Source organism: Streptomyces sp. NPDC015139, assembly GCF_043079785.1.
Classification (GTDB): domain Bacteria; phylum Actinomycetota; class Actinomycetes; order Streptomycetales; family Streptomycetaceae; genus Streptomyces; species Streptomyces albidocamelliae.
The window spans coordinates 202,474-216,578 of record NZ_JBIBUW010000010.1 but is presented as its reverse complement, the minus strand read 5'-3'; the positions used below and the strand labels follow the sequence as shown (position 1 = coordinate 216,578).

The window sequence follows — 14,105 nt, the reverse complement described above, 5'->3', positions numbered from 1 at the left end:
TCCCCTACAGCGGGGTGACGTACGCGCCGGAGATCCCGCCGTCCACCAGGAAGTCGGTGGCGTTGACGAAGGAGGAGTCGTCGCTGGCGAGGAAGGCGACGGCGGCGGCGATCTCCTCGGCCTCGGCGAACCGGCCGACGGGGATGTGGACGAGGCGGCGGGCGGCCCGTTCCGGATCCTTGGCGAACAGCTCCTGGAGCAGGGGGGTGTTGACCGGGCCGGGGCACAGGGCGTTCACCCGGATGCCCTCGCGGGCGAACTGCACGCCCAGTTCGCGGGACATGGCCAGCACGCCGCCCTTGGAGGCGGTGTACGAGATCTGCGAGGTGGCCGCGCCCATCCGGGCCACGAAGGACGCGGTGTTGATGATGGAGCCCCTGCCCTGGCGGCGCATGTAGGGGATGGCGGCCTTGCAGCACAGGTAGACGGAGGTGAGGTTGACCTCCTGGACGCGCTTCCAGGCGTCCAGTCCGGTCTCCAGGATGGAGTCGTCGTCGGGCGGGGAGATGCCGGCGTTGTTGAAGGCGATGTCGACGCTGCCGTAGGTGTCGTGGGCGGCCCTGAAGAGGGCATCGACCTGCTCGGGGTCGGTGACGTCGGCCTTCACGAAGAGGCCGCCGATCTCTTCGGCCGCGGCCTTGCCCCGGGTCTCGTCCACGTCGGCGCAGACCACGTGGGCGCCCTCGGACGCGAGCCGGCGGGCGGCGGCGAGGCCGATGCCGCTGCCGGCTCCGGTGACGACGGCGGTACGGCCGACCAGGCGGCGGCAGACGGTGGTGTCGGTCACTGTGCGGGGCCCTCCGTGCTGATGAAGACGTTCTTGGTCTCGGTGAAGGCGGTCAGGGCGTCGGGGCCGAGTTCCCGGCCGAGGCCGGACTGCTTGAAGCCGCCGAACGGGGTCCAGTAGCGGACGCTGGAGTGGGAGTTGACGGACAGGTTGCCCGCGCGGACGGCCCGCGAGACGCGCAGGGCGCGGCCCAGGTCGCGGGTGAAGACGGAGCCGGAGAGGCCGTAGGGGGTGTCGTTGGCGAGGCGGACGGCGTCGGCCTCGTCGGCGAAGGGCAGGAGGACGGCGACGGGGCCGAAGATCTCCTCGCGGGCGGCCCGGCCGTCCTCCCGTTCCCCGGTGAGGACGGTCGGCGGGAACCAGAATCCGGGGCCTTCGGGGGCGGTGCCGCGCAGGGCCGGGGCGTCCTCGGGGACGTAGGAGCGGACGCGGTCCAGCTGCTGCCGGGAGATCAGCGGGCCCATCTGCGTCTTGCCGTCGGCCGGGTCGCCCACGACGACGGCGGCCAGCGCGTCGGCGAGGAACTCCCGGGCCTCCTCGAACACCGTCTCCTGCACCAGGACGCGGGTGCGGGCGCAGCAGTCCTGGCCGGAGTTGTCCAGGAAGGAGAAGGGGTCGAGGGCGGCTTCCAGGTCGGCGTCGGCGAAGACCACGTTGGGGCTCTTGCCGCCGAGTTCCAGGGTGACCGGCTTGACCAGGCGGGCGCAGCGCTCCATGACCTCGCGGCCGGTGGTCGTGGAGCCCGTGAACACGATCTTGGCGACGTCGGGGTGGTCCACGAGGGCGCGTCCGGCGATGTGGCCGTGGCCGGGCAGCACCTGGAACACGTGCTCGGGCAGGCCCGCGTCCAGGGCGAGTTCGGCGAGGCGGAGCGCGGTGAGCGGGGTGGTCTCGGCGGGCTTGAGGACGACCGCGTTGCCCGCCGCCAGTGCCGGGAAGGAGCCCCAGGCGGCGATCGGCATCGGGAAGTTCCAGGGCGCGATGACGCCGACGACGCCCAGGGGTTCGTGGAAGGTGACGTTGAAGCCGCCGGGGGCCGGGATCTGCGCGCCGAGCAGACGTTCGGCCCCGCCGGCCGCGTACAGGAGCAGGTCGCGGGCGTTGCCGGCCTCCCAGCGGGCGTTGCCGACGGTGTGGCCGGCCTCACGGACCTCCAGCTGGGCGAGTTCCTCCAGGTGGGCGTCGACGGTGTCGGCGAACCGGCGGAGCAGCCGGGCCCGGTCGGCGGGGGCGAGGGCGGCCCACCGGGTCTGGGCGCGTACGGCGCGTACGACGGCGGCGCCGACGTCCTCGGCGCTCGCCGCGGGGACGGTGGCGACGGTCTCCTCGGTGGCGGGGTTGAGGACCGTCAGCTCGTGCGGATCGGACACGTGGTGACCTTTCACGGGCGTTCGCATCACAGGCGTTCGAAGGAGCGGCGCAGCTCCCAGTCGGTGACCGCGGCGTCGAAGGCGTCCAGTTCGACGCGCGCCATGTTGCGGTAGTGGGCCACCACCTCCTCGCCGAACGCCGCCTTCGCGAGAGGGCTGTTCTCCCAGAGTCCGGCGGCCTCCCGCAGGGTGGTCGGGACGTGCTCGAAGTCGGCGGTGTAGGCGTTGCCGGGGCACGGCTCGGGGAGTTCGAGTTTCTGCTCGATGCCGTGCAGGCCGGCCGCGACGAGTCCGGCGACGGCGAGGTAGGGGTTGACGTCGCCGCCGGGGAGGCGGTTCTCGAAGCGCAGGGAGCGGCCGTGGCCGACGACCCGCAGGGCGCAGGTGCGGTTGTCGTGGCCCCAGGCGACGGCGGTCGGGGCGAAGGAGCCGGGCTGGAAGCGCTTGTAGGAGTTGACGTTCGGCGCGTAGAGGAGCGAGAAGTCGCGCAGTGCGGCGAGCTGGCCTGCGAGGAAGTGCCGCATGACCTCCGACATGCCGCCCTCGTCGTCGGCCATGGCGTTGGCGCCGTCGGCGTCGGCGAGCGAGAGGTGGATGTGGCAGGAGTTGCCCTCGCGCTCGTCGTACTTGGCCATGAAGGTGATCGAGACGCCTTCCTGGGCGGCGATCTCCTTGGCGCCGGTCTTGTACAGGGCGTGCTGGTCGCAGGTGACGAGGGCCTCGTCGTAGCGGAAGGCGATCTCGTGCTGGCCGGGGTTGCACTCGCCCTTGGCGGACTCGACGGTGAGGCCGGCGCCTGCCATGTCGTTGCGCAGGCGGCGCAGCAGGGGCTCGATGCGGCCGGTGCCGAGGACGGAGTAGTCGATGTTGTACTGGTTGGCCGGGGTCAGGCCGCGGTAGTTCGCGTTCCAGGCCTGCTCGTAGGTGTCCTTGAAGACGATGAACTCCAGCTCGGTGCCGACCTGGGCGGTGAGGCCGAGACCGGCGAGGCGGTCGAGCTGGCGGCGCAGGATCTGGCGCGGGGCGGCGACCACCGGGGAGCCGTCGTTCCAGGCGAGGTCGGCGACGAGCAGCGCCGTGCCGGGGTGCCAGGGGATGCGGCGCAGGGTGGACGGGTCGGGGTGCATGGCGAAGTCGCCGTAGCCGCGGTCCCAGGAGGACATCGCGTAGCCGTCCACGGTGTTCATCTCGGTGTCGACGGCGAGGAGGTAGTTGCAGCCCTCGGTGCCGTGGTGCAGGACCTCGTCCAGGAAGAAGCGGGCCGCGAACCGCTTGCCCTGGAGACGCCCTTGCATGTCGGGGAAGGCCAGCACGACAGTGTCGATCTCACCGCCCGCGACGAGGGCGTGCAGTTCCTCGACGCTGAGCGGGGCTGTGCGGTCTGCCACGGGAGAGCCTCCTTCGGCGCCTTCGCGCCTCTTCGGCCGGGCCGGGAGCCATAAGGTATTGCTCAGAACCATTGCTTGGGAAGGGGGTACGGCGGGTGTCGCGGGAGACGGAGTGGCAGCGGGCGGGCACCGGGGGGATCGGCGACCGCCTCGCTCCGGTGCTGCGGCCGGTGCGGGCGGGCAACGGCTTCGAGGAGGCACTGGAGCAGATCCTCCAGGTCGTCCGGCTGGGCCTGGTGCCGGGCGGCGAGCGGCTGCCCGCCGAGCGGGAGCTGGCGGAGCGGCTCGGGATCAGCCGGGTGACCCTGCGCGAGGTGCTGAAGGTGCTGCAGGACCAGGGGCTGGTGGAGGCGCGGCGCGGGCGGTACGGCGGAACGTTCGTGCTGCCGCGCGCGGACGCGGGCGGCGAGGACGAGCTGCGGCGGCGCGTCGCCGGGGTCGACGTCGAGGACGTGCTGCGCTTCCGCGAGGTGCTGGAGGTGGGGGCGGCCGGGCTGTGCGCGGCGCACGGGCTGACGGACGCGCGGGCCGGCCGGCTCCGGGAGGCGCTGCACCGTACGCACGAGGCGCCGCTCGCCGACTACCGGCGGCAGGACACGCTGCTGCACCTGACGCTCGCCGAGCTGTGCGGTTCGCCGTCGCTGACCGCCCAGTACGCGGCCGTCCGGGCCACGGTCAACGACCTGCTGGACTGCATCCCGCTGCTGGTGCGCAACCTGGAGCACTCCCAGCGCCAGCACACCGCGCTGGTGGAGGCGGTGCTGGACGGCGACGCTGACGGCGCGCGGGAGATGATGCGCGAGCACTGCGCGGGCACGGCGGCCCTGCTGCGGGGCTTCCTGACCTGAGCCCGCTTCTGCAAAGGTGTGCGTGGGCACCTTTGAGCTCTCCGGGAAGGGCAGCATGACCGTACGACCGCTGATCGGTGTGAGCACCTACCTGGAGGCCGGTGCGCGCTGGGGCGTCTGGGAGCTGGCGGCGGCGCTGCTGCCGGCCGCCTATCCCCGGCTGGTGCAGCGCGCCGGGGCACTGGCGGCGATGCTGCCGCCGGACGCTCCCGCGCACGCGGCGGCCGCCGTCGCCCGCCTGGACGGGCTGGTGATCGCGGGCGGCCCGGACGTCGATCCCGCCCGCTACGGCGCCGACCGCTCGCCGCGCACGGGGCCGCCGGCGCACGAGCGGGACACCTGGGAGCTGGCCCTGATCGACGCGGCCCTGACGGCGGGCGTGCCGCTGCTCGGCGTCTGCCGGGGCATGCAGCTGCTGAACGTGGCCCTCGGCGGGACCCTCGTGCAGCACCTGGACGGGCACGCGGAGGTGGTCGGCGTGTTCGGCGGCCACCCGGTGAAGCCGGTGCCGGGCACCCTGTACGCGGGGATCGTCCCGGAGGAGGTGACGGTGCCGACGTACCACCACCAGGCGGTGGAGACCCTCGGCGCGGGGCTCGTGCCGTCGGCCTACGCGGCGGACGGCACCGTGGAGGCGGTCGAGCTGCCGCGGGAGCGGGGCTGGGTGCTGGGCGTCCAGTGGCATCCGGAGATGGGCGAGGACCTGCGGGTGATGCGGGCCCTGGTCACAGCCGCCTCCTGAGCCAGGCCAGGGCGGCCTCGCCCTGGACCCGCTGGAAGGGCCGCAGGGTGGGCAGTCCGGGCGGGGCGGGCTTCAGCGAACCGCGCAGGAAGTAGCCGGTGAGGGCGGCCAGCGCGGCGGTCACCGCGTCCCGGTCCGCCGCGCGGCCGAGCGGGTGCGCGGTGAACACCTCCTCGGGGTCGGGCCCGCCCTGGGCCCGCACGCACGGCAGCATCACCAGCAGGTCGAACCAGGCGGCGGCCCGCACGGCGTGCGGCCAGTCCACGAGGACGACGCGGCCGTCGGCCGTCAACAGGACGTTGTCCGCGCGGAGGTCGCCGTGGGCCAGGGTGTCCCCGGCCGCGCCCTTCGCCCACCGGGCCTCCAGCGCGGCGAGCTCCGGCAGGTGGGCCGCGGCCCATGCGCCGAGTCCGCCCCGCAGGTCGTCGGCCCGTGGTCGGCGAGTGCGCGCCAGCCGGTGAAGACGTCGGCCAGGGCCTCACCCACGGGCGGGGCGACGAGCGGCGCCCGGCCGGCGGTGCGGGCGAGGAGGGTGACGGCGTCCAGCACCCGGCGCAGCTCCGCCGGCTGCCAGGGCACGTGCGGCTGGCGCCCCGTCACCTCCTCGAAGACCAGGGCGACCCAGGTGCCGTCGTCGTAGGACCCGAGCAGCCGGGGCGCGGGCACGCCGGCCGGGAGCGCGTCGGCGATCCGCGCCTCCCTGCGGTGCAGCGCGGGGCTGTCCGGGTTGGCCGCGGCGCTCACCGCCTTGACGAAGCCGGTGCCGCCGGCCGCGGTGCGCACCCGCGCGGCCACGCCCGGCGAGAAGCCGCCGCTCTGGGTCACGGCGCGGACGACCGGCGCCCCGAGCACCCCGCCGACCGCGTCCCGCACGGCACGCGGCAGGTCTTCCCAGGGGGCGCGGACGCCGGTGGCGGGCGGGGCGGTGAGAGTCATGCCGATCATGATGACGGAGCGGACCGACGCCCGGCCAAGCGTTTTCCGCCGGGTGACACACTCCCACCCGGGGGTCGCCGCCGGGCGCCCGCACGCCTCAACCGCGCGTCAGCGACAGCAGTTCGCGGGCCGGGCCCGCCGGGCGGTGGCCCGTGGGCCAGACCGCACGCAGGTCACGGCGCAGGGAGACGCCCTCCACCGGGATGCTCACCAGGCGCCGCATCGCTAGCTCCTCCCCCACCGCCAGTTCGCTCAGCACCGACGGGCCCGCGCCGGTGACCGCCGAGGCCTTGACCGCCGTGGTGGAGGAGAGTTCGAGCAGGGGGCGGGCGAGGCCGCCGAGCGCCGCGTCCAGCACCTGCCGGGTGCCGGATCCGCGCTCGCGCAGGATCAGCGGGGTCGCCGCGAGCTCCTCGGGGGTCAGCGGGCGCCGGCGGCGGGCCCAGGGGTGACCCGGGGCGGTGACGACGATCAGCCGGTCATGGGCGATGACCACGGAGTCCAGGCCGGTCGGCACCGTCAGCCCCTCCACGAAGCCGAGGTCCGCCTCGCCGGCCAGCAGCAGCTCGGCGACCTTCGCCGAGTTGCCCGCGAGCAGCGAGACGGCCGTGTCGGGGCGCTCGGCGTGCAGCGCGAGGAGCCAGCCGGGCAGCAGGTACTCGGCGATGGTCATGCTGGCCGCGACCCTGAGGCGCGAGTCCCGCCGGTCCCGCAGGGCACGCGCGCCGGCGTCGAACGCGGCCGCCGCCTCCACGACCCGGCGGGCCCAGTCCGTCACCAGGGCGCCCGCGTCGGTGAGCCGGGAGCCGCGTGGCGAGCGGTCGACCAGCGCGACGCCCAGCTGCCGTTCCATGGAGCGCAGCCGGCTGCTCGCGGCCGGCTGGGTGATGCCGACCTCCCGCGCGGCCGCGCCGAGACTGCCCAGCCGCGCCACCGCCAGCAGCAGCTCCAGCCCGGCCAGATCGGGAACCCGGTGTGCCAGCGACTGTCCGCGCTCGCGCTGCCCCTCCGACTCGCTCATAAGACAAGCTTATGCCCTCATAGGGAGGAACTCCCTGGTCAGGCCGGGACGGCGGCGGGAGCGTGGAGCCATGGTCACCGTAGCCCCGCCCCCGCCCGCCTCCGTCGCCTCCGCCGGCCCGTGCCCGGCCCGCCTCGGGCACCTCGGGCCCAACTGGTACGCGTCCGTCATGGGCACCGCCGTCATCGGTTCGGCCGGTGCCGCGCTGCCCGGGCATCCGGAGGGCCTGCGCACGCCCCTGGCGGGGTTCTGGGTGCTGTCGCTGGTCGCGCTGGTGACCCTGCTGGCAGCCCGGGCGCTGCGCCGGGCCCGCCACCGGGACCGAGCCCGCGGCGATCTGCTGGACCCGGCGGCGGCGCCCTTCTACGGCTGTCTGGCGATGGCCCTGCTGGCGGTGGGCGGCGGTGCCATGACGGCCGGGCGACCCCTGCTCGGCAGCGCGGCCGCCGTGGTGCTGGGCTCGGTGCTGTTCACCGCGGGCACGGTGGTCGGGCTGGCCGCCGCCGTGGCCGTCCCGTACCTGATGGCCGTACGGCACCGCGTCGAGCCGTCCCAGGCCGGTCCGGTCTGGCTGCTGCCGGTGGTCGCCCCCATGGTGTCGGCCGCCGTCGGCCCGCTGCTCGTTCCGCACCTGCCGCCGGGGCAGCCCCGCGAGACCCTGCTGCTGGCCTGCCTGGCGCTGTTCGGGCTGAGCCTGTTCGCCACGCTGCTGATGCTGCCGCTGGTCTTCGCCCGGCTGGTCACCTCGGGCCCGCCGCCGCTCGCGCTCGCCCCGACCCTGTTCCTGGTGCTCGGCCCGCTCGGGCAGTCCACCACCGCGGTCGCGCTGATCGCGGAGGCCGCTCCCGGTGCCGTACCGGCCCCGTACGCGCGCGGTCTGGAGGTGTTCGCCGTGCTGTACGGGGTGCCGGTCATGGGGTTCGCGCTGCTGTGGCTGGCGTTCGCGACCGCCCACGTGGTGCGGGCCCGGCGGCACGGCATGGGGTTCTCGATGACCTGGTGGGCGTTCACCTTCCCGGTCGGCACCTGTGTCACCGGGGCCGCGGCCCTCGCCCGGCACACCGGTCTCACGGCGTACGGCGCCCTCGCCGTCGGCCTGTACGCCGTGCTGGTGGCGGCCTGGCTCGCGGCCGCCTCCGGCACTGTGCGCGGACTGCTCAGCGGCGCGCTGCCCGCAGGGCCCGGGCCAGCACCCGCGGCGCCCGCGCCAGTGAGGGGCCGTACCAGGTCAGGTGCCGTCCGCTGACCAGCGCGCAGGGCAGCCCGGGGAAGGCCTCCGGGCCGTCCTCGGCGGTGAACCGGTAGGGCTCGTCGGGGAGGACGACCAGGTCCGGGGCCGCGGCACGCAGCTCCTCCAGGGGGACACGGGGGTAGCGCTCGGAATGGCCGGCGTAGCGGTGGTCGACGCCGAGGCGGGTCAGGACGTCCCCGGCGAAGGTGTCACGGCCGAGGACCATCCAGGGGCGCCGCCAGATCGGGACGACCGCCGTGGTGCGGCCGGACGGCTCCGGCAGCGCGGCCCAGGCCGCCTCCGCCTCGTCCAGCCAGCGGGGGCGGCTCCGCGCCCCGCACGCGGTCAGCACCCGGTCCAGCTCCGTGAAGGCCTGCGGCACCGTCCGCACCTCGGTGACCAGCACGGTCAGGCCGGCCGCGCGCAGCGCGTCCAGGTCGGGGGCGCGGTTCTCCTCCTCGTTGGCGACGATGAGGTCGGGGGCGAGGGCGAGGATCCGGTCGACCGCCGGGTTCTTCGTCCCGCCGATCCGGGTGACCGCCAGGTCCGCCGGACGGCTGCACCAGTCCGTGGCGCCGACGAGGGCTCCGGGCAGGGTCTCGGCCACCGCCTCGGTCAGGGACGGCACCAGGGAGACGACCCGCGCCGCGGCAGGGCGCGGGGAGCCGCCCGGCCGGCCACCGCCGACGGTCCCGGGGTCCACCACGGGTCACGCCCTCCTGTCCGCGCGGAACGTCAGCGCGACCTGTCCTTGACCGCCTCGATGTGCTCGGCGACCGCGACCACGATGATCCTGGTGTCCGGGACGGTGGCCCGCCAGCGGTGCCGCACGCCACCGGTCAGGTACAGGGTGTCGCCGCGGCCGAGGCGGTGGGCGCGGCCCTCGGCCTCGATCTCCACGGCACCGTCGGCGACGTACATCAGCTCGTCGTTGCGGTGCTGGAACTCGCGGCCGGCGTCGTGGTCGCCGGTGAACTCGGAGGCGTGCAGCTGGTGGTGGCCGCGCACCAGGGAGCGCGTGCGCGGCGCGAAGTCGCCGTCCGCGACCGATTCGGCACGGACGACGTCCACGCTGGCGGCGGGGTCGGCGGCGGCGAGGAGTTCCACGGCCGTGGTGCGCAGGGCGTCGGCCAGCTTCTCCAGGGAACTGCGGCTGGGGCGGGCCTTGTCGTTCTCGACCTGGCTGAGGAAGGGCACCGACAGTCCGGTGCGCTCGGCGAGGCCCGCGAGGGTCAGCTCCAGGGCACGGCGGCGCCGCCGGACGGCCGCGCCCACCCGCACGGGCTGCTGCTCTTTGTGGTCGCCCATCGCCTCGGCTCCCTCCCTCGCTCGTCGTGCCGCTCTCCGGGTGCTCGCCGGGAGGCATGCCTCTTCCGATGACTTCTCTGCACCCTACGCATGTTCGGCAAACCGTTTCACGCGGCTGCCATATTGCTGACATGCGCATGGGAGCGCACCCTCACGGTTCGCGCCACCCCGTCGCGGGCGCGCGCCCGGCCGGAACACGCCTGCACCGGACGTGAATACGCCGCCCGACCGGGAGGCGGCGCTCCGCCCGCACCCATGGTCATCACGTGGTGTGATTGGCCGAATCGCTTCCGTAGGCGGATCGGCGGGGCCGGGAAGCCGAGAGGGGCGGACAGCCGCCGTCGTACGGTGCTGTCCGCCCCTCGGCAGGCGGTCCGGGCCCGTCAGGTCACCCGGCCGCCTGGCTGTCGGTGCCGCCCTTGGCGACCGGGGCCCACTTGTCGACCAGGCCCGGGTTGCGCTTGAGCCAGTCGCGCACGGCGTCCTGCTCCTTGCCCTTGCCGGTCTTCTGGATCCCCGCCTCCAGGCCGGTGAGCTGCTTCTCGGTCATGGAGAAGTCCTCCAGCCAGCGGCCGACCTCGGGATTGTCGGCGGCGAAGCCCTTGCGGGCGAGCGTGTGCACGCCGTCGCCCCTGCCCCAGGCGCCCTTCGGGTCCTTCAGCTTCTTCAGGCCGTAGTCGCTGTAGGCCCAGTGCGGCGACCAGAGGGTGACGACGACCGGCTGCTTCTTGGCATAGGCGCGCTTGAGCTCGGCGAGCATCGCCGGCGTGGAGCCGTCGATCACCTCGTAGTCGCCCTTCAGGCCGTACGCCCCCAGCACCTTGTCCTTGAGCAGGCCCATCATGCCCGCGCTGGGCTCGATGCCGACGATCTTCCCGCCGAACTCGGAGGAGTGGGCCTTCAGGTCCGCCAGGGAGTTCACGTCCTTGACGTAGGACGGGACGGTCAGCTCCAGCGAGGTGGGGCCGTACCACTTGCCGAGATCGTCGAGCTGCTTGCCGTACTTCCGCCAGTACTCGGCGTGCGTGGTGGGCAGCCAGGAGTCGGTCTCGAAGTCGAGCTGGCCGGTGGCGAGGCCGGTGTAGAGGGGGCCGGCCGCGTACTGGGTGGTGGTCACCTTGAACCCGCGCTCCTCCAGGAGCTCCTTCCAGAGGAAGGTGGAGGCGATGCCCTCGTCCCAGGGGATGTAGCCGATCTTGATCTCCCTGCCCTTGCCGACGTCGGTGCCGGAGGCCTCGGAGGTGCCGGCGGAGTCGCCGAAGATGCCGAGCCCGCCCGCGACGAGGGCGAGGATCACCACACCGGCGAGGGCCACCGCCGGCCGGGGGCGGTACGACCACGCGCGCGTGGGGGCCTTCGCGGCGGCCCGGCGGCTCAGCGGGGACAGCTGGGTGCCGAGCGCGCCGGTGATCCGGTCCAGGTAGATGGCGAGGACGACGATGCCGACGCCCGCCTCGAAGCCGTAGCCGATGTCGAGCTGGCCGATGGCCTCGTTGACGGCGCCGCCGAGGCCGCCGGTGCCGACCATGCCCGCAATGACGACCATGGACAGGCCCAGCATGATCACCTGGTTGACGCCGGCCATGATGGTCGGCAGGGCGAGCGGCAGCTGCACGCGCCACAGGGTGTTGCGCGGAGTGGTGCCGAACGCCTCCGCCGCCTCGACCAGTTCGGCGTCGACCTGGCGGATGCCCAGCTCGGTCATACGGACGCCGGGGGCGAGCGCGAAGATCAGGGTGGCGACCACACCGGCGGCGGTGCCCAGGCCGAAGAAGAGCATGGCCGGGATCAGCAGCACCATCGACGGCATGGTCTGCAGAAGGTCCAGCACGGGCCGTACGGCCGCGCTGACCGCCTTGGACCGGGCCGCCCAGATGCCCAGCGGCAGCGAGATCACCAGGGCGATCACGGTCGCCACGAGGACCAGCGCGAGCGTGGACATGGCGCGGTCCCACAGGTCGAGCGAGTCGACCAGCGCGAATCCGGCGAAGGCCAGGACACCGGCGAGCAGGCCGCGCAGCCACCAGGCGACGACGGCGAGGATGCCGGCCATCAGCAGCGGTGCGGGCGCGGTGAGCACGGCGTCGATGCCGTCGTACATGCCCTCCATGACCGCCTTGACGGCGTCGAAGAGCCAGGAGAAGTGGTCGACGAGCCAGTTCACACCGGAGTCGACCCAGTCGCCGAGGGGCAGCCTAGGCACGGGCGGTCACCTTCTTCGGGCTGTCGCCGCACACCGCGGGCTCGTTCGTCTCGTCGCCGAGGAAGCCGACCAGGCGCTGCCGGGGCACGACGCCGACGAGGGTGCCGTCGCCGTCGACGACGGCGACGGGGTGGCTGAGCCGGGCGCTGATCGCGCACAGCTCGGTGAACGGCGTGCCGGGTGCCGCGGTCTCGCAGTCGCAGTCGGCCTCGTCGCCGCGCAGGGCGGTGTCCATCACGGCGGCGGCGGTCAGCACGCGGGAGCGGTCGACGTCCTGGATGAAGGAGGCGACGTAGTCGTTCGCGGGGCGCAGCAGGATGTCCTCGGCCGTGCCGGTCTGCACGATGCGGCCGTCGCGCATGACGGCGATGCGGTCGCCGAGCCGCATCGCCTCGTTGAGGTCGTGGGTGATGAAGACGATCGTCTTCTTCAGCGTCTTCTGCAGCTCCAGCAGCTGGTCCTGCATGTCCCGCCGGATGAGCGGGTCCAGGGCGCTGAAGGACTCGTCCATCAGCAGCAGGTCGGCGTCGGTGGCGAGCGCGCGGGCCAGGCCGACGCGCTGCTGCATGCCGCCGGACAGCTCGTCGGGCCAGGACGTCTCCCAGCCGGCCAGGCCGCACAGGGCGAGCGCCTCGTCGGCGCGGCGTCCGCGCTCGGCGCGGGGCACGCCCTGCACTTCCAGGCCGTAGGCGGCGTTGTCGCGGACGCTGCGGTGCGGGAACAGCGCGAAGTGCTGGAAGACCATGCTGATCTTCTTCGACCGCAGCTCGCGCAGCTCGCGGTCGGCGAGCCCGGTCAGGTCCTGCCCGTCGAAGCGGACGGTGCCCGCGGTCGGCTCCAGCAGGCCGTTGAGCATGCGCAGGAGGGTGGACTTCCCGGAGCCCGACAGCCCCATGACGACGAAGATCTCGCCGGCCTCCACCCCGAAGGACGCGTCGATCACTGCGGCGGTCGTGCCGTCCGCGCGCAGATCCTCCCGGTCGGTGCCCTGCTTCAGGGCTTCCACTGCTGCGTCCGGTCGTCTGCCGAACACCTTGAACAGGTGCTCCGCCTCAAGCCTGGCTCGCACGCGTACCTCTCGTCTCCGGGGACAGGAACAGGAGACGAACGGCCGTGAACAGTTGAAAAGTGCAACAGCCTCGCTCCGAGAACCGCACCTCCCCCCGTCCGACCAGGACAAACGCACAAGTGGCGGGGCTCACGGCGATGCGCAGCACGCAACTCGTTCCGGCGCGCGGGACCGCTGTCGGTGCCGTACGGCATGATGCGAGCGTGACCGGACGACTGATGCTCCTCGACACCGCCTCGCTGTACTTCCGCGCCTACTTCGGCGTCCCGGACTCCGTGAAGGCGCCCGACGGCACGCCCGTGAACGCCGTGCGCGGGCTGCTGGACTTCATCGACCGCCTGGTGAAGGACCACCGCCCGGACAGGCTGGTCGCCTGCATGGACGCCGACTGGCGCCCGCAGTGGCGGGTCGACCTGATCCCCACCTACAAGGCGCACCGGGTGGCCGAGGAGCACGAGGTCGGCCCGGACGAGGAGGAGGTGCCGGACACCCTCTCCCCGCAGGTGCCGGTCATCGAGGACGTCCTGGACGCGATCGGCATCGCCCGCGTCGGGGTCGCGGGGTACGAGGCGGACGACGTGATCGGCACCTTCACCGCCCGCGCCGACGGCCCGGTCGACATCGTCACCGGCGACCGCGACCTGTACCAGCTGGTCGACGACGGGCGCGGGATCCGGGTGTTGTACCCGGTCAAGGGCGTCGGCACGTTGCAGCTGACCGACGAGGCGGCGCTGCGCGAGAAGTATGGCGTCGACGGGCGGGGGTACGCGGATCTCGCGCTGCTGCGCGGCGACCCGAGCGACGGCCTGCCGGGCGTGGCCGGCATCGGCGAGAAGACGGCCGCCAAACTGCTCGCCGAGTTCGGCGACCTGGCCGGGATCATGGCGGCGGTCGACGACCCACGGGCGAAGCTCACGCCGTCGCAGCGCAAGCGGCTCACCGAGGCCCGGCCGTACGTCGCGGTCGCGCCGAAGGTGGTCCGGGTGGCCGGCGACGTGCCGCTGCCGGACGTCGACACCGCCCTGCCGCACACCCCGCGCGACCCGGCGGCACTGGAGGACCTGGCGAAGCGCTGGGGCCTGGGCGGCTCCCTGCAACGGCTGCTGGGCACGCTCGCGGAGTGACCCAGTGGGAAATATTCCGGCAAAGGGCTCCCACCGAGCCCTCGGGAGGGAGGTGTTCACCCGGAGCGAGGTGCTAAC

At 73.7% G+C, this 14,105-nt stretch carries 13 protein-coding genes; 4 read left to right on the top strand and 9 right to left on the bottom strand.

The genetic code is table 11. The annotated features are described in order from the left end of the window. Positions 1-4: 4 nt before the first annotated feature. The 3 genes from ACF08B_RS26435 to ACF08B_RS26425 are packed head-to-tail and all read right to left on the bottom strand — an operon-like array spanning position 5 to position 3,545. A complete protein-coding gene (locus ACF08B_RS26435) occupies positions 5-787 on the bottom strand; it encodes a 3-oxoacyl-ACP reductase (RefSeq protein WP_392319692.1) in 783 nt (260 codons plus the stop codon). After that, complete coding sequence (locus ACF08B_RS26430) at positions 784-2,157, bottom strand: aldehyde dehydrogenase family protein (protein WP_392319691.1); 1,374 nt, start codon at positions 2,155-2,157, stop codon at positions 784-786. The genes ACF08B_RS26435 and ACF08B_RS26430 overlap by 4 nt, the downstream gene beginning before the upstream one ends. Before the next feature lie 26 nt (positions 2,158-2,183). Continuing rightward, a complete protein-coding gene (locus ACF08B_RS26425; protein ID WP_392319690.1) occupies positions 2,184-3,545 on the bottom strand; it encodes a glutamine synthetase family protein in 1,362 nt (453 codons plus the stop codon). A 137-nt stretch (positions 3,546-3,682) separates the two neighbouring features. Here ACF08B_RS26425 and ACF08B_RS26420 point away from each other — a divergent pair, with 137 nt between their 5' ends. Together ACF08B_RS26420 and ACF08B_RS26415 are read left to right on the top strand one after the other, a co-directional pair. Beyond that, positions 3,683-4,393: a FadR/GntR family transcriptional regulator gene (locus ACF08B_RS26420; RefSeq protein ID WP_093699036.1), complete on the top strand. Its 711-nt coding sequence runs from the start codon at positions 3,683-3,685 to the stop codon at positions 4,391-4,393. A gap of 55 nt (positions 4,394-4,448) precedes the next feature. Beyond that, complete coding sequence (locus tag ACF08B_RS26415; protein WP_392319689.1) at positions 4,449-5,135, top strand: gamma-glutamyl-gamma-aminobutyrate hydrolase family protein; 687 nt, start codon at positions 4,449-4,451, stop codon at positions 5,133-5,135. Here ACF08B_RS26415 and ACF08B_RS26410 read toward each other — a convergent pair. Beyond that, positions 5,119-5,556, bottom strand: coding sequence for a phosphotransferase family protein (locus ACF08B_RS26410; protein WP_392319807.1), 438 nt, complete (start codon positions 5,554-5,556; stop codon positions 5,119-5,121). The genes ACF08B_RS26415 and ACF08B_RS26410 overlap by 17 nt on opposite strands. 612 nt (positions 5,557-6,168) lie before the next feature. Continuing rightward, positions 6,169-7,092: a LysR family transcriptional regulator gene (locus ACF08B_RS26405; protein ID WP_093479076.1), complete on the bottom strand. Its 924-nt coding sequence runs from the start codon at positions 7,090-7,092 to the stop codon at positions 6,169-6,171. Between the two features lie 70 nt (positions 7,093-7,162). Between ACF08B_RS26405 and ACF08B_RS26400 the strand changes: the two genes are divergently transcribed. After that, positions 7,163-8,338 (top strand): TDT family transporter, encoded by a 1,176-nt coding sequence (locus tag ACF08B_RS26400; RefSeq protein WP_392319688.1) that lies wholly within the window; start codon positions 7,163-7,165, stop codon positions 8,336-8,338. Here the strand turns inward: ACF08B_RS26400 and ACF08B_RS26395 are convergent. The 4 genes from ACF08B_RS26395 to ACF08B_RS26380 all read right to left on the bottom strand — a co-directional run bounded on the left by ACF08B_RS26395 (position 8,250) and on the right by ACF08B_RS26380 (position 12,903). Continuing rightward, a complete protein-coding gene (locus ACF08B_RS26395; protein WP_392319806.1) occupies positions 8,250-9,026 on the bottom strand; it encodes a helical backbone metal receptor in 777 nt (258 codons plus the stop codon). The genes ACF08B_RS26400 and ACF08B_RS26395 overlap by 89 nt on opposite strands. Positions 9,027-9,058: 32 nt before the next feature. Then, positions 9,059-9,631, bottom strand: a complete 573-nt coding sequence (locus tag ACF08B_RS26390; RefSeq protein ID WP_392319687.1) for a helix-turn-helix domain-containing protein — start codon at positions 9,629-9,631, stop codon at positions 9,059-9,061. A 388-nt stretch (positions 9,632-10,019) separates the two neighbouring features. Beyond that, entirely contained in the window at positions 10,020-11,834 is a 1,815-nt protein-coding gene (locus tag ACF08B_RS26385; RefSeq protein ID WP_392319686.1) for an ABC transporter permease/substrate binding protein, read from the bottom strand. Continuing rightward, positions 11,827-12,903: a glycine betaine/L-proline ABC transporter ATP-binding protein gene (locus ACF08B_RS26380; protein WP_392319685.1), complete on the bottom strand. Its 1,077-nt coding sequence runs from the start codon at positions 12,901-12,903 to the stop codon at positions 11,827-11,829. The genes ACF08B_RS26385 and ACF08B_RS26380 overlap by 8 nt, the downstream gene beginning before the upstream one ends. A 203-nt stretch (positions 12,904-13,106) precedes the next feature. Here ACF08B_RS26380 and ACF08B_RS26375 point away from each other — a divergent pair, with 203 nt between their 5' ends. Beyond that, positions 13,107-14,027 carry a 5'-3' exonuclease H3TH domain-containing protein gene (locus tag ACF08B_RS26375; RefSeq protein ID WP_392319684.1) on the top strand — a complete coding sequence of 307 codons (921 nt, stop codon included), beginning with the start codon at positions 13,107-13,109 and terminating at the stop codon, positions 14,025-14,027. Positions 14,028-14,105: the final 78 nt, after the last annotated feature.